The following is a 17,834-nucleotide window of genomic DNA, read 5'->3' on the forward strand; positions in this document are numbered from 1 at the left end:
CGGCCAGTCTTTTGTCCACCGGCTGTGAAGTCGACCTATGATCGACCTTCGGAGTGATACCGTCACGACACCCAGCGACGCAATGCGTGCGGCCGCCGCCGACGCCGACGTGGGCGACGACGTCTACGGCGAGGACCCGACAGTCAACGAACTCCAGTCTCGCGCGGCCGACCTACTCGGGAAGGAAGCCGCCCTGTACGTCCCCTCCGGGACGATGGGCAACCAGATCGCCGTCCGAACACATACCGAGCGCGGCCAGGAAGTCCTCCTCGAAGAAGCGTGTCATACCTACAAGTGGGAACTCGGCGGGATCGCCCAGCACAGCCAGGTCCAGGCCCGCACGCTGGACGGCGGCGAACGCGGCGTGATCGCCCCCGAACAGGTGCGAAACGGCTACGTCCAAGCCGACGACCACCGGCCCGGGACCGGCCTGCTCGTCCTGGAGAACACGCACAACGCCAAAGGCGGGACTGCAATCGCTCCCGAGCATATTGACGCTGCCGCCGAGGCCGCCCACGAGCGCGGCGTACCTGTCCACCTCGACGGGGCGCGGCTGTTCAACGCCGCGGCCGCGCTGGACGTGCCGGCCGCCCGGATCGCCCGTGAGGCCGACTCGGTGATGAGCTGCCTCTCGAAGGGACTCGGGGCGCCAATCGGCTCGATGCTCGCGGGCAGCAGCGACTTCATCGAGCGCGCTCGCCGCGTTCGCAAGCTCATGGGCGGTGGCATGCGCCAGGCGGGGATCGTCGCCGCGCCGGGGTTACTCGCGCTTGAAAACCGGGACCGACTGCAAGAGGACCACCGACGCGCTCGCGAACTCGCGGCTGGTCTCGACGATGTCGAAGGGATGACCGTACCGCAACCGGAGACGAATATCGTACTGGTCGAAACCGACGAACCCGCACGGGAAGTCCTGGATCGATTGGGAGAACGGGACGTGATGGGGAGCGCCTTCGGCGAGCATACGATTCGCCTCTGTACCCACTGGGATATCGACGACGAAGATATCGAAACGACGGTCGAACGCGCCAGAGGCGTCTAGAACTACCGGTCGCGTCCGCGACTCTCGTCGAGCCCCTCTTGAAAGCCGGTCACGGTCCGACGTACGAACAGGTAGATGTAGAACACGAACCCGAGCATGACCACGACGAGGCCGATCAGGACCGGGTCGATTTCGATGCCGAAGACACTGAACAGGGCGATGGCGAGATTCATACACGTGGGTTCCCGGCCGCGTAAAAAAGGCCTTTCGGGGAGGGGTTCTCCAAACGAAGCTTTCAAGCCTGACTAAACGTTCAGTCAATACATGACCGAACGTCGTATCGATCTTCGGCCGTGGATCGCGGCACTTCTCGGTTCGATCGTTACCGGGCTCGGTCACCTGTATCTCCGGCGAGTCCGGCGTGCGGTCGGCTGGCTCGCGGCCGCGGTGCTCGCGGTTTTCATCTGGGCACCTGATCCCATGGGTGCGTCGCTACTGGAGTTCGTGCCGTCGATGGCGGTCGTCACGCTGAGTGTCCTGGATGCCTTTACGATCGCGTTACTCGAACGGCGGAAGGGGCGAGTCACACGGGACACCGAGACCGTCAACTGTCCCGCTTGCGGGCGTCCGCTCGATCTCGATCTGGATTTCTGTCCGTGGTGTACGACCCGCTTCGAGCGGTTCGAGGTGCGTGAGGTCGAGGGGTAATCCTCAGGACCGGAGCTTCTGGATACGTTTCTCCGTCGGCGGGTGCGTCGAGACGAGTTTCGAGAGGAGACTTCTCGATTCGCTGAAAATACAGAGCGCGCTGGCCTCCTCACTGACCCGGGATCGGCTGTGATCCGCGTTGCTGATCTTCTCCAGTGCGCGTGCGAGCGGTTCGCCACGACCGATGGCACCGGCCGCATCGCTGTCGGCGACGTACTCCCGATACCGGGAGATCGCCAGCACGAACAGCATCACGAGGAACTGGACGATGTTACCCACGATGATCCCCAGAAAGAGGTCGGCGATGTCGTTGTCGCCGAGGAAGATCACGGCAAACTGTGCGACGAGGCCAACGATCGTAGCGATCCCCTGGCCGATGACCATCGTCACCACGTCCCGGTTGCGGATATGCGCGAGCTCGTGTGCGAGCACACCTTCCAACTCGTCGTGATCGAGCACCTGGATGAGCTGGCTGGAGACGACCACGACGCCGGCCCCCTTGCGACCGACTGCGAAGGCGTTGGGGACGCCCATGTCAGCGATCATCAGGCGCGGCTTGTCGATGCCCATGTCGTCGCTCAGGCGCTCGACCGAGCGATGGATCTCCCGGAAGCGGCGATCGTCTTCGGGCATGTCCTGGGCGTTGACGCTTCGTAGGGCGCCCCATTTGCCGACCTTGTACTGGACGCCGATCAGCAGGACGCTCCCCGCGAGTACGAGCGCGAGGACCGCCGTCGATCCACCAAACGCCGCATAGAGCGCGGCAGCGATGACTGCGTAGAACCCGAACAGGATCGATCCGACGATCGCCATTCGGAGCTTGAGACCAACGTGTCGCATGTGTATCCGGTTGTTGCCCGTCGAGACCTATAAGCTTCCTGTCGCGCCGTGCAGACACGATGCTACCGTGACACGTTCGTGTGATACTACCCCGTGGTACAGCGTTACATTGATAAGCGAGAACGGATAAGTTCGAGTGTGGTTCACAATGTCGATGGGCGCATTCGATGATGACGAGCACGAACGCCGTGAGCGCAAAAACAGCGAGGTCGACGCGAGCTTCGACGACAAGCGGACGACCTATCACGGCAGCGTCGATTACGGCGGCGGTGAATCGACCGAGGAGCTCCTCGATCAGTTCGAAGAGATCAAGTCCTCCTGACGGCCGGCTGAGTTGATCTGTCCTGTCGTACAGCGACGGGTACTTGCTCGTTCAGTGGCAAGTCTCGCTAATGACGACACAGCCGTGTGACGGATGTGGTGAGGATGTCCGCATCGCCGGCGGGATCAGCGACTTCTGGAGCCAGGCAGGGGGCTCGACCGGCGGCGTCTCCCTCGAGCTGGCCGACGGTAGCGAGCACTTCCTCTGTTTCGACTGTGTCGAGCGCCTGCCCGACGACCGGGACGTGACGGCCGCCGATATCGACGATCTGTAGTCCAGCCACGCTCCGCATCACGTTCCGGGTCCGACCATCACGGCCAGCACCGCTGATATATCCTGGTCCGACGGGTCCCAGACGACCCGCAGTTCGAACGCGTCAGAGACGTCTGCAACGGTGACGCTTTCCCCGGACCAGACCTGGTTGACGCCGTAGTCGGCCGCCCACTGGGCGTCGATCGCACCGTTGCCGGTCGTCCCGCGAACGTAGAGGTTCGAACCGTCGATCGTATCGCCGCCCTGGTGGGTGATCGTCACGGTTCCCGCGTCGGCGTCGTAATCGAATTCGAACGACGCGCGTGGATGTGTCGCTTCCTGCGTTTCACCGAGTCCGAGCACGAACGTCCCGACGACGGCGACGACCACTGCGATAAGATCGCCGGTCACCTCGGCACCGGCAGTATGCATCATCGACACGGTCGAGCCGTCCCGCCGGACGGCGATGTCGTCGAGTCGGGAGAACGCGTCATCGAGCGGTCCCGATTCCCTTTCCATCCGGGGCTGGAACTCCGCGAGACCGTCTTCGAGTCCCGTCGTGAGTCGTCCGGCGGCGTCGGCGTCGGTGGTTTCCATCTCGACGACGAGTCGGTGCTGACCCTCCTCAGTCGACATCCCGCCCCGGATCGTTTCGACGACAGTCAGCGCGTTCGTGGACTGTTGGCCCCACGCATCCGGTACGACAGTGCCGAACCGGATCGGGCCTGACGGTGCGTGCCCGTACGCTGTGACGACCACACCGCTGACGGCGTCTTCGTTGCCGTTCGTAACGTCGACGACCGACTCGACAGTGTCGGTCCGACCGACGACGTACCGACCGTCACCCAGTACACCGAGCGCGCTGTCGGTCGGGTCAACGTGGACCGCCACATCCTCGTAGGTTTCCTCGGAGACCGTTCCTCTCGTCTCCAGCATCTCGACCACCTCCGACTCGTCGTAGTTCGTCTCGGCGACGAACGCGATCTCCCCGCCGGTCCGGTCGCCGACGAACGCCGTCACCGAACTGACGCCACGAGGATCCAGTTCCCACCCGGTTTCGACGGCATCGAGTGCCTCCTCGTAGCTTTCGGGACCGTCGTAGGTCGGTCGCTGTGCGGCCACCGACGAGAGCGCACCCTCGATGGCACTCTCGCCGACCGGACTATCGAGCAGCGCGGTGACGTCGACGTGTGCCACCATTGTCGCACCCTCCGGGACCACGTTGAGTTCGGACGGCCGTTCCGCGCTTCTCTCACCCGCTGTCGTCGTGGGCGTCGTATCGCCGCTGTCGTCTCCCCCATCGAGACCGTTACACCCCGCCAGACAGCCGACCGCCCCTGCGCTCGTGATCCGGAGTAGACGGCGTCTCGTATACGATCGAGCCATCGTTATATCCGACACAGCTGCGGGAAATAAATACCCATCCTTCGGGATCGGAGCGTTTACGACCGCCCCGCTCTGCCCCCTGTACGTGGACCCGTCTCGCATCGAGGAGGGTTTTCCCGCCCCCGAATACAGAGGTGCCCAGCAGCAGGCCCTCGTGGACATCCGAGCGGCGTTCGAGACCGGCAACGACGTCGTCCTCGTCCGCGCGCCGACCGGCAGCGGCAAGTCCCTGCTGGCGCGAGCGATCGCCGGCTGTGCCCGCGAGGGGAGCCAGGCCTCGGCGAGCCAGCCCATCGACGCCTATTACACCACGCCGCAGGTTTCCCAACTCGACGACGTTGCCGAGGATCCGCTACTCGAAGACCTCTCAATCATCCGCGGCAAGAACAATTACGACTGCATCCTGCCGGGCGAGACTGACACGCCCGTCGACCAGGCACCCTGCGTCCGTGAACGGGAGTTCGAGTGTCAGGTCAAACACCGCTGTCCGTACTTTTCAGACCGGGCCATCGCGGCCAACCGCCGGATCGCTGCCATGACGCTCGCGTACTTCATGCAGACCGCCGGCAGCGACGTCTTCGGCGCTCGCGACGTGGTCGTCATCGACGAGGCCCACGGGCTGGGCGAGTGGGCCGAGATGTACGCGGCCATCGACTTGCGGCCCGACACTGTGCCGGTCTGGGACGCCCGCGAACCGCCCGCGATCGACGATCTGGAAGACGCCGACGCCTACGCGCAGGGGTTGATCCAGGCGGCCGACCGACGCCTCACTGAACTGCGGGGCAACGCCGAGATCACCCCCGAGGAGGCCGAGCAACGTGACCGTCTGCAGCAACTACGCTCGGATCTCAAGTGGTTCCGCGAGGAGTACCGCGATCCCGAGGCGGCCACGACGTGGGTCGTCGACCAGCCGGACGGCGAGGGATCGCCGGTAACGATCAAGCCGATCGATCCCGAGCGCTTTCTGGGACACACCGTCTGGGACCGGGGTAACAAGTTCGCGCTGCTGTCGGCGACGATCCTCAACAAAGAGGCGTTCTGTGCGAACGTCGGACTGGACCCCGACCGCGTGGCGCTCGTCGACGTCCCGCATACCTTCCCCGTCGAGAACCGCCCGCTCTATGACGTTACCCAGGGGAAGATGACCTACGAGCACCGCGAGGAGACGCTGCCGAAAATCGCCCGCACGCTCGTCCGCCTGATGGCGCGCCATCCCGACGAGAAGGGGCTGGTACACTGTCACTCGTATGCGATCCAGGCCGAACTACAGCGGTTGCTGGCGGAGTTCGGTGTCGACAGCCGGATCCGGAGCCACGACAAAGAGGACCGTGACGGCCAGCTATCGGCCTGGCAACGGAGCGACGAGCCGGAGGTCTTCCTCTCGGTCAAGATGGAGGAAGCGCTGGATCTCGAGGGTTCGCTCTGTCGCTGGCAGCTGCTGACGAAGGCGCCGTATCCGAACACGCGTGACTCACGGGTCGCACAGCGTCTGGAGGACGGGCAGTGGGGCTGGTACTACCGGACGGCACTGCGCACGGTGATCCAGGCCTGTGGTCGCGTCGTCCGATCGCCCGACGATCACGGTGTGACGTATCTCGCCGACGATTCGCTACTGGACCTCTTCGAGCGTGCGCGGACCGACATGCCGTCGTGGTTCGCTGACCAGGTCGATCGCATGTCGACACCTGATCTGCCGGCGTTCGACCCCGGAGCGGCGACTGCGGGGCTACAGCGGCGGTCACGGACGCGGTCGCGCTCGACAGACGAGTCGAGCGACCCGATCGCTGACGTCTGGGAGACGGAGTGAACTAGAAGAGGAACGTCGCGCCGTAGGCGAACGACGAGCCGACCATAAGTACGACGAGGACGATCGCGATGATCTGTTGGCGGTTCATACTCTGTTTTCCCGGCCGACACCATTAGGTTTTTCGAGACGACCACCGGATCCGCGCGCCCTTCGGATTCGCGTCTCCTACCGGATTCGCGCGTCCACAACGGTGTGGGCGACCCCCTCGCTATATCCTTTTACGCGGCGGGTGTCGAGCACGTCGACCGACCGGCCCGCGTTCGTGGCGGCGGCCTCGATTCGCTCGATCGGCCGCTCGAACGCGAGCGACTCCGGTGTGGCTTCGTGGACGTGGACGACACCCTCGGGCGCGAGCGCCCCGATCGCGGGGTCGAGGTAGGTGAACCCGCCGTCACCACTGGACTCGGTCGCGTCGTAGTAGCCCATCACGATCCGATCGACCGTCGGGGCTTCGCCGAAGGCGTCCAGCCCCTCCGCAAGGACGTCCCGGCAGTCAGCCCGGTAGGCCTGTACCCGGTCTTGCACGCCGTTTCGCATGGCGTTCTCCAGCAGGAACTGGAAGGCGACCGGGTTGTGTTCGACGGCAATCACGTCCGCGTCGGCCGCGGCCATCGGCAGCGTGAAGTACCCGATCCCGGCGAACATGTCGAGCACGCGCTCGCCGCTTTCGACTGTGTCTCCCATCCGCGCGCGCTCGGCCTTGTTACCCGGCGAGAACATCACCTCGGCGAGGTCGAGCCCGTACTCGACGCCGTGCTCGCGGTGGACTGTCTCGGTGTCGCCCTCGCCGGCGATCACCTCCACGTCGGGTTCGCGGTGGGTCCCCGAGATCGGTCCCCGGGCGAGAACCGTATCGGCCTCGCCGTGCATCGTCAACAGCGCCCGGCCGACCTCCCCGGGGCGGGGAGCATCGCCGATATCGACGAGGACGACCGAGCCGATGACGGCCCAGGAGCCGGGTGCGGCGTCGAGTTCGTCGTCGCTCCAGCCTCGTTCGTGGAGGTGATCTTCCAGGGTCCGGAGGCGCGGCTCGCCGACCTGCCGGACCACCTCGCGGTGGCTGACGTTTTCCGGCGATTCTGTGACGGGGATCGCGACGGCGTCCGCGCCGTGTTCGGAGACGCTCCGGTCGGCGTCGTAGACGCCCTCGGCCTGCAGCGCGTCGATCGCGTCCTGCGCACGGGGCTTGGCCACGACGACGGCCAGACGATCGTCCTCGCTACGGGACGGACTCTCGTTCCCAGTCATCGCTCGCTGTCTCCACCCTCGCCCCTCTCCCGGTCGTCACCCGCCTCGGGAAGCACGTGAAGGCCGGCACGGCTCTTCAACACCGGAACCGCGTCGGCCTCGGTGTCGAGATACGCCGGCCGGGGGACGGACTTGGTCTCGTAGGTCTCCGGATCCAGCACCTGCACGGCGTGGGCGTCCTCGACGGCGACCAGCGTCGTCTCGACGCCGTCCGTGCGCTCGCCCAGCCGCCGGGCATCGGGGGCTGCCTCGTCCTCGAAGGACGCCTCGTAGTGCTCGCCCGACGCCAGCCGTGTTCCCTTGAGATTGCCCTGGACGCTCCGGACCAGCACGGGACCGTCGCCGTCCTCGGGATCGATGATCTCGCCCGGGCGATACCGCGGCAATCGGACGGCGTAGGTCACCCGATAGAGTTTGTTGCCGTCGTCGTCCTCGGAAATCAGCCGTTCGGAATCGGAGAAAGTCCCCCCGAGTTCCTCGACGATCTGTTTGGCGATTCCCTGCCCCATCTGGTTGGTCGAGATTTTCATGTTCAGCCCCTCGGCGACCTCGGCAGTCTCGGTGATGAAGGCGTTGCGGTCGCCGGTCGCCTCGCGCTCGGCGACGTAGGCCTCGGCTATCTCCCGTGCGCGCTCGATCTCCTCGCTCGTCGGCGTCCGCTCGTCGGCCCGGACCTGCACGACGCTCTCGAAGGCCCCGCCGGCGATCCGACCGCACCGCTTGCAGGTCTCTCTGGCGATCTTCACGGGGACGACGACCTCCTCGGTGACCGGCGTCCCCCGGATCACGCCCGAGAACTGGGTGTGCATCCGGATCGTCGTCTCGTCGACCTGTTCGGGCGCGACCTGCCAGGAGACGTCCTCGGCGTCGACGTGGACGCCCAGCGCCTCCGAGACGGCCTCGACGGCGACGTCGGTGTAGTCCTCGGCACCGACGTCGACCCAGCGATTGCCCTTGTGGACCGCGCCACACCGGGCACAGACCCGGACCTGCACCTGTTCGGGGGCGTCCACGAGGTCGAACTCCTCGAAGTAACAGGCGTCACACAGCACGCTGTCCGGATCGCGCACGTCCGACCCCTCGGGGAGGGACACCTCCGGGTCGCGCTCGATGGGATCACCACACCGCGGACAGAACTCGCCCGAACGACTCATTGGACCGTCCTAGACGCCTCGGGCGTTTAAGAAGCGCGTTCTCTCGGCGGGCTTTTGTGCCGGCGGGCGGTAGCACGCCCATGCACCTCGCCGAGGCGACCTGGACCGACGCCGACGCCGTCGAGACCGACCTCGCGCTCGTGCCGACTGGCAGCACCGAACAGCACGGCCCCCATGCCCCGATGGGCACCGACGCGCTCAGCGCCGAGACCATCGCCGCCGAAGCCGCCGAGGCCTACGACGACGAAGTCGTCGTCGCACCGCCTGTGAACGTCGGAGTCTCCGAGGAACACCGCCACTTTACCGGTTCGCTGTGGGTGTGCGAGGACACCTTTCGCGACTACGTCCGCGAGACCGTCGCCAGCCTCGCCAGTCACGGCTGGGATCGCGTGGTCGTGGTCAACGGCCACGGCGGCAACACCGACGCCCTGCGAGAAGTCTGTGGGGCGATCACGAGGGACGGCGACGCGTATGCCGTCCCGTGGACGTGGTTCGACGCACTGGATTTCGACTCGTACGGCATCGAATTGGGCCACGGCGGGCCCGTCGAGACCGCCTTCGTCCAGGCTGTCCGGCCCGATCTCGTCCACGACGATCGGTTCGAGGCGGCCGCTGCGGGCGCTGGCGACGGGTTCGGTGAGTTCGAACAGGGAACCAATCTGGCCTACGACTTCGCGGCGTTCAGCGAGAGCGGCAACATTGGCGACCCGAGCGAGGGCGACGCCGAACTGGGCGAACGACTGCTGGCGGACGCGACCGAGTCGCTCGTCGCACTGCTAGAAACGGTCGCAAGCCGGGATGTACAGTCGCTTGAGCACCGCTGACTGCGACGGTGTTACTCCTCGTCTTCGGCGGCGTCTTCGAGCGCGCTTCGGATCGCCGGGATCGTGCTCGTCAGATCGCCGACCGCCTCGTGGGCGTCCTCGACGTCCGCGATCAGTTCCTCGACCTCGGCGATGGCCGCCGCGAGATCGTCGGCGTCCTCGAAGGCGTCGGCGCGCTCGCCCATCGTGTACCACTTCTTGGCATCTCGCAGGGCGTCCTCGGCGTCGCCGACCTCAAGCGCGGACTTCAGCCCGTTGAGCACGCCAAGGGTGTTGTCGGCGTCGGTCTCCCAGATCGCGTCCGCTGCTGGAAGCGCCTCGCGCGCCTCGTCGAGGCTCGATTCGACGTCCTCGCGGATGTCGCTCGCGGCCTCGTCGAACAGTTCGTCGTCGTCGAGCGTCGCCTGGCTCATACTGTGAGATTCGACACCATGGAACCTAAAGGCACGCCCGAAAGTGAAAGTAAAACGGACCGTTCTAGGCGGTCTCGGGCCGATCTGAGAGCGGCGGTCGGATCTCCCCGAGCACGTCGAACTCTGCCGCAACGTCGCCGACGAACAGCAGCGAGAAGTAGCGGTGGAACGACTCGATCGGGACGTGCACGACCGCGTTGACGAGCATGATCACGAATCCGAACACGAGCACCAGCAGGACGATCCCGACGACCAGTGGGGCAGTGATTGCCCCGCCCGCGACCGCGCCCAGACCGAGTCCCAGTCCGACGATCAGAAACGGGATCGCTAGGACGACGGCGACGATCGACAGGACGATCCCGGCGGCGATCGTCGTGGCGATCCGCAGGCCGATCACGACGAGGAGGTAGACGCCGAACTGTTTCCACTGCGCGCGGATCGCCGACAGGAGTTCTCGCCACGAGCCCAGGACGCCGCGGTCCTGCGCGAGCATAATCGGGACGACGAGTTCGGTCGTCAGCCAGTGGATCACGAGCGCCGGGACGCCCACGAGTACACTGACGATCAGGAGCGCACCGATCCCGGCAATCAGTCTCGATTCGGAGATCGTGACCGCTCCCCCGTCGAGTGCGGTCGTGATCGGCTCCCAGAAGACCGCGAGCAACGCCGCGCCGAACACCGCGAGCGAGAGTGCGAACACCGCGATCCGGAACGCGAACAGCCGGAAGCCACGACCCCGGTTGCGACCGAGGCCGCGCCGGATCGACAGTGATCGGTCCGATAGCGCCTCGACGAAGACGAACTCCAGGGTCGCGCCGAGCCAGGCCAGCGCCAGCCAGATCGCCACGAGAACGAGCGCGATCGCGGCGACCGCAGCGACGACCTCGCTCGCGATCGATACCGATCCGACATCGAGTGTGTGGCTCGCACTGGAGCCCGCCGACCCTGCGGCTGATCCGGTCGACGAGCCGTTGTATCCCAGGTTCGCGAAGCTGCCACCGGATCCGATTCCGATCACGAAGACGACGACGGTCAACCGCGCCCACAGCCCCCCGTCGAACGGGAACAGCAGCGATCGAGTCAACTCCACCGCATCGTCGATCCGTTCGGCCGCATATAACGCCATAGCGACCCTTTCAGCGGGGGTGACAAAAAATATAGGTGGTCCAACACGTGTCGATTGTCCCCGCCTGCGGTGTGGTTCGTGTGCGCGCTGTCGGATTTCGTCGGTCGGTAGTAAGCGTCAAGGCTGCGTGGACGAACCAACGGGTGATGTCCGAGGCGTCTCCCGAAGCGTATCTACCGGCGGATCGCGACCGGGTCAGAACGCGACTCATCGAGTGGTACACCGACGATCACCGCGAATATCCCTGGCGGGAGACGACCGACCCGTATCCGATCCTCGTCTCGGAGGTGATGAGCCAGCAGACTCAGCTCGATCGCGTGGTCGACGCCTGGGCGGATTTCCTCGACAGGTGGCCCACGATCGCGGATCTCGCCGCTGCCGACCGCGCCGACGTCGTCGGCTTCTGGACCGATCACAGCCTCGGGTACAACAACCGCGCGAAGTACCTCCACGAGGCCGCTCGCGAAGTGCTCGAGGATCACGACGGGACGTTCCCCCGCGATCCCGACGGGCTGCAGGAGCTGATGGGCGTCGGCCCCTACACCGCCAACGCGGTCGCCTCGTTCGCGTTCGACAACGGCGACGCCGTCGTCGACACCAACGTCAAACGCGTCCTGTACCGCGCCTTCGACGTGCCGGACGACGACGAGGCGTTCGAGCTCGTTGCCCAACTGCTTATGCCGGACGGCGACTCCCGCGTGTGGAACAACGCGATCATGGAACTGGGTGGTGTCGCCTGCGAGAAGACGCCCGCCTGCGACAGCGCGGGCTGTCCCTGGCGGGAATGGTGTCACGCCTACGAGACGGGTGACTTCACCGCTCCCGACGTGCCGACCCAGCCCGACTTCGAGGGGAGCCGCCGCCAGATGCGCGGGCGCGTCGTCCGGACGCTGAACGAACACGGTGAGCTGGCGCTGGACAAGTTGGGGCCGCGGGTCCGGGTCGACTACGCGCCCGATGGGGACTACGGACGTGAGTGGCTGCGGGACTTACTGGGCGACCTCGCCGATGACGGGATGGTCGATCTCCGCGAACGTGACGGGACGACGGTCGCAACGCTTCGGGAGTAGTCGCGTCGTAGCGTGTCATCGGACCATCACAGCCAATCTACTACGCCGCAACTCGTGGTAGGAAATGTTGGAGTACGTATGAGGGTGTCATACAACGGTTCTCATACCTGGTCGTCGCTCCTCGCTCTTCTCAGTGCAGACGACCAAGTGTACGCCGTTACGAACTCGCCTGTCGCCGGCGATAGATTTTGACAATCGATGCAAGGACGGCGAGGATAATCAATCCGAAGCCAGCATTCCATACCGTGACAGCAGAGACCATATCGACGAGAAACCAAGTTCCAGCGAACATGTATCCTGCGACGAGTAGTAAGAGAATGTAGGACTGGCGTCGTTCAATCGCGTCGAGTCGGGGTTGGAGGGCAGACTCGTCCATAGACCTCATATCTCGGGGGTATTTGATATTTTTGACGGTAAAGCACCGCTCGAAGACGAATTTTGTGCAAACCCACACCCACTGATACTGCCGGCTGTAACAAACTGAAGGAATTCGCCACTCCGGGGTGGCGAATATCTTTACGAACTTACAGCCGGCAGTATGAGCAGGGAGATTCATTCTCGACAGTCCCGAAATCAGTCACCTTGTGAACCGTTCTATGACACCCTAGTACGTATGGGTATCGGACGGAGTGCAAGATATAGAGCGTATATCGATCATGGGCCCGCGGACATCCCGGACGGATACCTGTACAAGAGGCCGTCGAGGACTGTGCGAACAGCCCGATGTGTGGAACGGTAGCGCGGGTTTTACCCCTCGTCGTAAACAATTACCCGTGACTCTCGTGGACTGTTTGATTCATGACTTCACAGCCCACCAAAGCGGAAACCACCGATGACGAGTCAGTAAGCGAGCGGAGTTCCGAATCCGACCATACCCCTGTTTCGCAGGAAAATGCACTGCGGGCCCAACTGGAGGTCGGCCAAGAAGAACTTTCACGACCGACGCGCGGACTCGCACTCTCCGGCCTCTCGGCCGGGCTCGATATCGGGTTCGGGCCTTTGTTTATGACGGCACTCGTCACTACTGCCGCTGGGGTCTGGAGCGAGCCGACTTTACGGATAACGACTGGACTCGTCTATTCTCTCGGGTTTGTATTCGTTGTCCTCAGTGGCACAGAGCTATTCACCGAACACACCACTCTCGCTGTCCTACCGGTTTTGAATGGGGATGCGACGATTTCTAGCCTCGTTCGACTGTGGGGCGTGGTCTACTGCACGAACCTCATCGGCGGGGCGGTTTTCGCGGCTGGGATGGTGACGTTCGGGACAGAATACGGAATAATTGCCCCGACAGCGTTCGTCCGACTGGCCGCTCCACTCCTCTCGCACTCTGTCGCGTCGACGCTTTTCGCTGCGATCTTGGCCGGGTGGCTGATGGGATTGCTCTCGTGGATGGTCACGTCGGTCAAAGGTTCGACTGCTCGAATTCTACTGGTCGTTGCTATCACCACTGTCATCGGATTTGGCCACCTGCCTCACTCTATTGCCGGTAACGTCGAAGTCTTCGCTGGCTTGCTTACGTCCTCGTCTATCACGGTAGCTGATTATGTTCGTTTTCTATTGATCGCGACAATCGGGAACGTCATTGGGGGCACCATCTTTGTCTCATTACTGAAATACGGCTATGTTACCGGCGGCATTGAAGACTGATAGCAGTAGGTAGTGTTGCTAAGAGAGAATACAATCAGCAAAGGCTGGCAGTTTGCTTCCCTTCGCTATTCCCGAACCACCCGGTAGAACGCATCCGCGCATGTCTCAACCTTCCAAGTGGTTTAACCGCTCTCCTACGCTACGGCCAGTATGTCATCTCAGCCAACACTTGGATGGTCGCTTCTGTCATCAGGTGTCGTGACAATCGCCCTTACACTCCTACCTGGGGATGCCTCGGGTGGGGGATTGGTCTCTGTGTACTCGGCCTCATAGTTTTCTACACGCGTCGTAATCGGGGGCATCTAAGAAGTCGAGGGTGTCAGAGAAGAGTTCCCGAGGCGTTCACGAGAGAGTGTCGTAAAACAGTTGCCATCCTTCTGCCGAGAGTCCGGTGGCTACTCACTCTCTACAGAACGACACGGGTGAATTAGTTCCTAGGAGTCGGGGAGACTCCCCAGGCGTTGCGAGCTGACGAAAGCGTCTCGCCAGCGACAGCGCCTTTGTATCCCAGGATGTCGTCATACCCTGTTTCGGACATCAGAATCGGAACGAAGGAGGTATCGGCTACGTATTCGCCCCTATCGCTCCGTGCGACGGTTGTCCCTGGTTCGACCACTTCGAAGTTGTCGACGAGGAGATCGTAGTTGGCGTCCGGCTGTGTCGAGACTGCCTCAGTCATCGTGTAATATGTCGAATCTGTCTCTACAGGTTCCCCAGGAAGTGCATCAACCAACTGGAGGAAGGCCTCAACGATTTGCCGCGCGTTTTCTGTCGCCTCCTCGGTACGCGTTCGGCCTGCTTCGATAGTGAGAACGGGTGCTGACGTTGCGAATGCTCCCTCGAAACAGGGCGTCTGGTCAACAACGTGAGACACCGGAAGGCGAGCGGCTAGGGCCTGTACCTCGGGGTGTGACCGTGAAACGAGCGCGATTGGATCATCGTAGGAGTGGGTGGAATGGAGAGAGAGGACGACGCCACAGTCGCTGATTGATTTGAGGAGCGCAGCAGCGAGTCGGCGTTCGCGGTCCTCGCTGGCCGGATCGCCTGGAAACACTCGGTTCATGTCGGCATCGATATATCGGCGATGGCTCGCGATGGCAGGCGGATTCGCTACGACGAGTTGTATCGGTCGCTGTAAGTTCGTGGAGGAGTCGAGAACTTCCCGGACTGCCCGAACGCCACTCGGTTCATCGCCGTGAATGCCCCCGACAATTGCCACGTCAGCGTCGTCTCCGGGACCGAGTACTTCCTTTGCTGGCGTAATGTCTCCTCCGAACACTCTCGTTACTACCCGGTGCAGGCCAAAATACCTCACGACCGGAACCATCACACCTCGGCGTTCATCTAGCTCTTTAGTAAGCGTGTGACCGATACAGAGGGTCTCTGCAGCACCCAGTGACGAGTACGTCTGTTCAGACGCCTCTCACGACCGTTCCAATCGTCTTCAGTTCCGAATCGGCGACCCGGCTGACGCGAGCGTGTCCGGTTCTGGCTGTGCGGCGTCAGCTGTTTTTGCCCTCCGGCGCGGTCCTTCGAGGTTGTTTATTACTCGAGATGGTGGACCCACTCTTCGGTTGGGACGAATTCAGTCCCGCCACACGCGCCGCATGATTCGGGTGCTTCGAACTTATGCTCGCCAGGTTCGTTCTGAACCGGCGTGCCTGCATGGGTTACTTGGCAGTCCACACAAACGAACTCTTCGACGTGTTCTGGGCTATGCGCCATACTTCAAACTCAGACGCCATACATATATAATTACTGTCTATATATATATGTTTTTGGTCGAATACCACTAATAGAGAAAAACCACTGCCACTCACTCAGACGGTGCAACGACCCTACACAATTCCGATATTGAACAACTCCACGGCTGCAGATTCGAACCAATCGCTGTGCAAGATACGCGCTCACTATCCATTAGTTGAGACTGATCGTCTCAATGCATACAGTTCCGATCGATTCTGCCGACATCCGATTTATTACCTACTAGTTGAGATGAAACCGATGTTAGGTAAGGTTGCGTGTGTCTCAAAATCTCCACGTGATTTAACCGCTCTCCCTCGCTATGACCACTATGTCATCCCAGACAACGCTTGGATGGTCGCTTCTGTCATCAGGTGTCGTGACAATTATCCTTACACTACTACCCGGGGATGATCTTTGGTGGGGGATTGGCCTCTGTGTGCTCGGCCTCACAGTCTTCTACACGCGTCGTAATCGGGGCTTCTAACGAGTCTGTTGCCAATGATATAACGCCGGACTGTAAATCGTTCTATGGCACCCTGATATCCAAATGGCTGTACTGGACGATCTTTTGGGGGGGTTGAGGACGGAATGGGAGCCACTTCGTACCGGCCGTTCGTCGTACCCTCCCGAGAATGATCGTCAGGACTTCTCAGCGTCGTCGTCCGTGCGCCCGTCATTGGAACTCTCGGGGGATTCGTCAGCGCCGTCCTCGGCCGGCGTCTCGACGTCCGCGTCGACGTCGATATCGATGCCGTCAGTACCGACTTCAGCATCGACCGACCCTTCGACTTCGGCTTCGCTGTCACTGGTTTCGGCGTCGAGTTCACCACTGCCTTTCCCCTCGACACTGGCCCCCTCCTCGTCGAGTTCGGCCTCACCTTCGACGTCCGTCTCGGCATCCACTTCGGCTTCCCCGGCTTCAGCCTCCACGGACGAACCGGAGTCAATCTCGATGCGAGCCGACTCTTCGCCCTCTTTGTCGGGAACTGCACTCTCGAGACTGTCGCGGACCGGATCGACGGCCCCGCCCAGAAGGTCGCTTGGCGGAACAGCATCGTACTCGTATTCCGCTCCCCCGCCACTGTGCTCGCGACGTTCGACGGCGTTCTGTTCGACGAGTTCGTCGAGCGTATTCCGAACCGACGCTGGTTGGAGCCCGGTGCCCTCGGCAACGTTCTCACTGGTGCTCCAATCGTTCTGCCTGAGATGCACGTAGACGCGGGTCCGCGTCTCCGTGTCCAGCAGCCACGAGAGGACGTCGACTACACCCTCGTCGAACCCGGCTCTGGCCCGGTCGACCAGTTGCTCGAGACGATCGCGGATGCTGTTCCTCTCGTCCCGTCGATCGTCCTCGGTGTCGATGTCGTCACTTTTATGAGACATGTCCTTTCTATGGGGACAAAATAGTCTCTGCCGGAAAAGGTCTGTGGCGAGGGTGATACTGGTGGCTATAACATTTCGAAATGATCCGGTACGACGGCGTGCCGGATATCTTTACGAACGTATAGTCACCAGTATGAGGAAGAGAGCGTGCCACTATTAATTACTCATTTTTGGACGTTGAAGTAGTAACGTGACGAAGGTAGTGACAAGGACGTATGATGCCGATTACGAACTTCTTGTCGTGCACGCACGTGCTCGACGAGTTCGACTCGCTATCACCAGCACAACGCAGTCACGCGAAAACTTACGCCACCGGCCTTGTTGCGGCCAGCAACAAGACCGTGGCGGGTATCATACGCGAAGTCCTTCTAGCCAACAGCAAACGCGCTCTCAACAGGTTCCTTACCGAGTACGACTGGGACGAAGACCAATTCAACCACGAACGCCTCGAAGAACTCCAGAAACACGGTGAAACGCGCTGGTCGAAGGACGGCTACATCATCCTTGACGACACGATTGCCGAGAAAGTCGGGGACGACGTCCCCGGCGTCGGCCGCTTCTACGATCACGCTGAAGGAGACACTGTCTGGAGCCAAGACGACGACCAAGACCACGATACCAAGTACGACCTCACCCGCGAAATCGTCACTGAACTCGAAGAAGAGGCAGGTGTCCGCCGGCACACCTACCTCTTCGACTCGTGGTTCGCCCACGATTCTAGCCTTCCTGAATACATCGGATCCTACGACAAGGACTGGATCGGCCCGCTCCGGAGCAATCGACAGGTGACCTACGGCAGAGAAGAGATTCGCGTCGATGCGCTGGAAGAGCGCATCGACACGACTGAGCGCAACATCGATGACAAGATCGAACACCTCTTCGTTCACTCAACTGCCGACGCTAACGTGCAAAGCTGAGTTAAT

At 62.4% G+C, this 17,834-nt stretch carries 17 protein-coding genes and 1 pseudogene; 9 read left to right on the forward strand and 9 right to left on the reverse strand.

Translation table 11 applies throughout. From position 1 onward, the window contains the following. Window positions 1–37: 37 nt before the first annotated feature. On the forward strand, window positions 38–1,042 hold the full coding sequence (locus HSEST_RS04650) for a threonine aldolase family protein (RefSeq protein ID WP_229122465.1): 1,005 nt from the start codon (window positions 38–40) through the stop codon (window positions 1,040–1,042). A gap of 2 nt (window positions 1,043–1,044) precedes the next feature. Here the strand turns inward: HSEST_RS04650 and HSEST_RS04655 are convergent, their stop codons facing one another. Then, window positions 1,045–1,215, reverse strand: a complete 171-nt coding sequence (locus HSEST_RS04655; RefSeq protein ID WP_229122467.1) for a hypothetical protein — start codon at window positions 1,213–1,215, stop codon at window positions 1,045–1,047. 91 nt (window positions 1,216–1,306) lie between these two features. Between HSEST_RS04655 and HSEST_RS04660 the strand changes: the two genes are divergently transcribed. Then, on the forward strand, window positions 1,307–1,690 hold the full coding sequence (locus tag HSEST_RS04660) for a zinc ribbon domain-containing protein (RefSeq protein ID WP_229122468.1): 384 nt from the start codon (window positions 1,307–1,309) through the stop codon (window positions 1,688–1,690). 3 nt (window positions 1,691–1,693) lie between these two features. Here the strand turns inward: HSEST_RS04660 and HSEST_RS04665 are convergent, their stop codons facing one another. Beyond that, complete coding sequence (locus HSEST_RS04665) at window positions 1,694–2,530, reverse strand: M48 family metallopeptidase (protein ID WP_229122470.1); 837 nt, start codon at window positions 2,528–2,530, stop codon at window positions 1,694–1,696. A 148-nt stretch (window positions 2,531–2,678) separates the two neighbouring features. On the opposite strand from HSEST_RS04665, the gene HSEST_RS04670 reads away from it, so the two are divergent. Beyond that, window positions 2,679–2,852, forward strand: a complete 174-nt coding sequence (locus HSEST_RS04670) for a DUF5786 family protein (protein WP_229122472.1) — start codon at window positions 2,679–2,681, stop codon at window positions 2,850–2,852. Between the two features lie 70 nt (window positions 2,853–2,922). Beyond that, window positions 2,923–3,126: a DUF7561 family protein gene (locus HSEST_RS04675; RefSeq protein WP_229122476.1), complete on the forward strand. Its 204-nt coding sequence runs from the start codon at window positions 2,923–2,925 to the stop codon at window positions 3,124–3,126. A gap of 17 nt (window positions 3,127–3,143) precedes the next feature. On the opposite strand, the gene HSEST_RS04680 is transcribed toward HSEST_RS04675, so the two are convergent. Next, complete coding sequence (locus HSEST_RS04680; RefSeq protein WP_229122477.1) at window positions 3,144–4,490, reverse strand: type IV pilin; 1,347 nt, start codon at window positions 4,488–4,490, stop codon at window positions 3,144–3,146. A gap of 85 nt (window positions 4,491–4,575) precedes the next feature. Here HSEST_RS04680 and HSEST_RS04685 point away from each other — a divergent pair, with 85 nt between their 5' ends. Next, the gene (locus HSEST_RS04685) at window positions 4,576–6,297 is read left to right on the forward strand and encodes an ATP-dependent DNA helicase (protein WP_229122478.1); all 1,722 of its coding nucleotides are present in this window, start codon (window positions 4,576–4,578) and stop codon (window positions 6,295–6,297) included. Window positions 6,298–6,462: 165 nt separating this feature from the next. On the opposite strand, the gene HSEST_RS04690 is transcribed toward HSEST_RS04685, so the two are convergent. Together HSEST_RS04690 and HSEST_RS04695 are read right to left on the reverse strand one after the other, a co-directional pair. After that, window positions 6,463–7,545 carry a class I SAM-dependent methyltransferase gene (locus HSEST_RS04690; RefSeq protein WP_229122479.1) on the reverse strand — a complete coding sequence of 361 codons (1,083 nt, stop codon included), beginning with the start codon at window positions 7,543–7,545 and terminating at the stop codon, window positions 6,463–6,465. Next, window positions 7,542–8,699: a 60S ribosomal export protein NMD3 gene (locus HSEST_RS04695; RefSeq protein WP_229122480.1), complete on the reverse strand. Its 1,158-nt coding sequence runs from the start codon at window positions 8,697–8,699 to the stop codon at window positions 7,542–7,544. Before HSEST_RS04695 ends, HSEST_RS04690 begins: the two co-directional genes overlap by 4 nt. Before the next feature lie 80 nt (window positions 8,700–8,779). Here HSEST_RS04695 and HSEST_RS04700 point away from each other — a divergent pair, with 80 nt between their 5' ends. Further along, on the forward strand, window positions 8,780–9,523 hold the full coding sequence (locus HSEST_RS04700) for a creatininase family protein (RefSeq protein ID WP_229122482.1): 744 nt from the start codon (window positions 8,780–8,782) through the stop codon (window positions 9,521–9,523). An 11-nt stretch (window positions 9,524–9,534) separates the two neighbouring features. On the opposite strand, the gene HSEST_RS04705 is transcribed toward HSEST_RS04700, so the two are convergent. Both HSEST_RS04705 and HSEST_RS04710 read right to left on the reverse strand, forming a co-directional pair. Next, the gene (locus HSEST_RS04705; protein WP_229122483.1) at window positions 9,535–9,936 is read right to left on the reverse strand and encodes a DUF5790 family protein; all 402 of its coding nucleotides are present in this window, start codon (window positions 9,934–9,936) and stop codon (window positions 9,535–9,537) included. Window positions 9,937–10,000: 64 nt separating this feature from the next. Next, entirely contained in the window at window positions 10,001–11,062 is a 1,062-nt protein-coding gene (locus tag HSEST_RS04710; protein ID WP_229122484.1) for a DUF7544 domain-containing protein, read from the reverse strand. A 146-nt stretch (window positions 11,063–11,208) separates the two neighbouring features. Here HSEST_RS04710 and HSEST_RS04715 point away from each other — a divergent pair, with 146 nt between their 5' ends. Together HSEST_RS04715 and HSEST_RS04720 are read left to right on the forward strand one after the other, a co-directional pair. Beyond that, the gene (locus HSEST_RS04715) at window positions 11,209–12,132 is read left to right on the forward strand and encodes an A/G-specific adenine glycosylase (protein ID WP_229122486.1); all 924 of its coding nucleotides are present in this window, start codon (window positions 11,209–11,211) and stop codon (window positions 12,130–12,132) included. A gap of 798 nt (window positions 12,133–12,930) precedes the next feature. Further along, window positions 12,931–13,782, forward strand: coding sequence for a formate/nitrite transporter family protein (locus HSEST_RS04720; RefSeq protein WP_229122487.1), 852 nt, complete (start codon window positions 12,931–12,933; stop codon window positions 13,780–13,782). 427 nt (window positions 13,783–14,209) lie between these two features. Here HSEST_RS04720 and HSEST_RS04725 read toward each other — a convergent pair whose 3' ends face one another. After that, entirely contained in the window at window positions 14,210–15,109 is a 900-nt protein-coding gene (locus tag HSEST_RS04725) for a succinylglutamate desuccinylase/aspartoacylase domain-containing protein (protein ID WP_229122488.1), read from the reverse strand. A 1,058-nt stretch (window positions 15,110–16,167) separates the two neighbouring features. Then, a complete protein-coding gene (locus tag HSEST_RS04730; RefSeq protein WP_229122490.1) occupies window positions 16,168–16,911 on the reverse strand; it encodes an ArsR family transcriptional regulator in 744 nt (247 codons plus the stop codon). Between the two features lie 215 nt (window positions 16,912–17,126). Between HSEST_RS04730 and HSEST_RS04735 the strand changes: the two are divergent. Further along, window positions 17,127–17,771, forward strand: a pseudogene (locus HSEST_RS04735) (transposase); the annotation flags it as partial. Window positions 17,772–17,834 lie beyond the last annotated feature (63 nt).

It is taken from the genome of Halapricum desulfuricans (assembly GCF_017094465.1).
Classification (GTDB): domain Archaea; phylum Halobacteriota; class Halobacteria; order Halobacteriales; family Haloarculaceae; genus Halapricum.

Bases quoted from the DNA above. Each gene is read 5' to 3' on its own strand.
- HSEST_RS04670 (WP_229122472.1), top strand. From the start codon at position 2,679: ATGTCGATGGGCGCATTCGATGATGACGAGCACGAACGCCGTGAGCGC.
- HSEST_RS04655 (WP_229122467.1), bottom strand. From the start codon at position 1,215: ATGAATCTCGCCATCGCCCTGTTCAGTGTCTTCGGCATCGAAATCGAC.
- HSEST_RS04720 (WP_229122487.1), top strand. From the start codon at position 12,931: ATGACTTCACAGCCCACCAAAGCGGAAACCACCGATGACGAGTCAGTA.
- HSEST_RS04695 (WP_229122480.1), bottom strand. From the start codon at position 8,699: ATGAGTCGTTCGGGCGAGTTCTGTCCGCGGTGTGGTGATCCCATCGAG.
- HSEST_RS04730 (WP_229122490.1), bottom strand. From the start codon at position 16,911: ATGTCTCATAAAAGTGACGACATCGACACCGAGGACGATCGACGGGAC.
- HSEST_RS04680 (WP_229122477.1), bottom strand. From the start codon at position 4,490: ATGGCTCGATCGTATACGAGACGCCGTCTACTCCGGATCACGAGCGCA.
- HSEST_RS04690 (WP_229122479.1), bottom strand. From the start codon at position 7,545: ATGACTGGGAACGAGAGTCCGTCCCGTAGCGAGGACGATCGTCTGGCC.
- HSEST_RS04725 (WP_229122488.1), bottom strand. From the start codon at position 15,109: ATGGTTCCGGTCGTGAGGTATTTTGGCCTGCACCGGGTAGTAACGAGA.
- HSEST_RS04705 (WP_229122483.1), bottom strand. From the start codon at position 9,936: ATGAGCCAGGCGACGCTCGACGACGACGAACTGTTCGACGAGGCCGCG.
- HSEST_RS04660 (WP_229122468.1), top strand. From the start codon at position 1,307: ATGACCGAACGTCGTATCGATCTTCGGCCGTGGATCGCGGCACTTCTC.
- HSEST_RS04715 (WP_229122486.1), top strand. From the start codon at position 11,209: ATGTCCGAGGCGTCTCCCGAAGCGTATCTACCGGCGGATCGCGACCGG.
- HSEST_RS04675 (WP_229122476.1), top strand. From the start codon at position 2,923: ATGACGACACAGCCGTGTGACGGATGTGGTGAGGATGTCCGCATCGCC.
- HSEST_RS04710 (WP_229122484.1), bottom strand. From the start codon at position 11,062: ATGGCGTTATATGCGGCCGAACGGATCGACGATGCGGTGGAGTTGACT.
- HSEST_RS04665 (WP_229122470.1), bottom strand. From the start codon at position 2,530: ATGCGACACGTTGGTCTCAAGCTCCGAATGGCGATCGTCGGATCGATC.
- HSEST_RS04650 (WP_229122465.1), top strand. From the start codon at position 38: ATGATCGACCTTCGGAGTGATACCGTCACGACACCCAGCGACGCAATG.
- HSEST_RS04700 (WP_229122482.1), top strand. From the start codon at position 8,780: ATGCACCTCGCCGAGGCGACCTGGACCGACGCCGACGCCGTCGAGACC.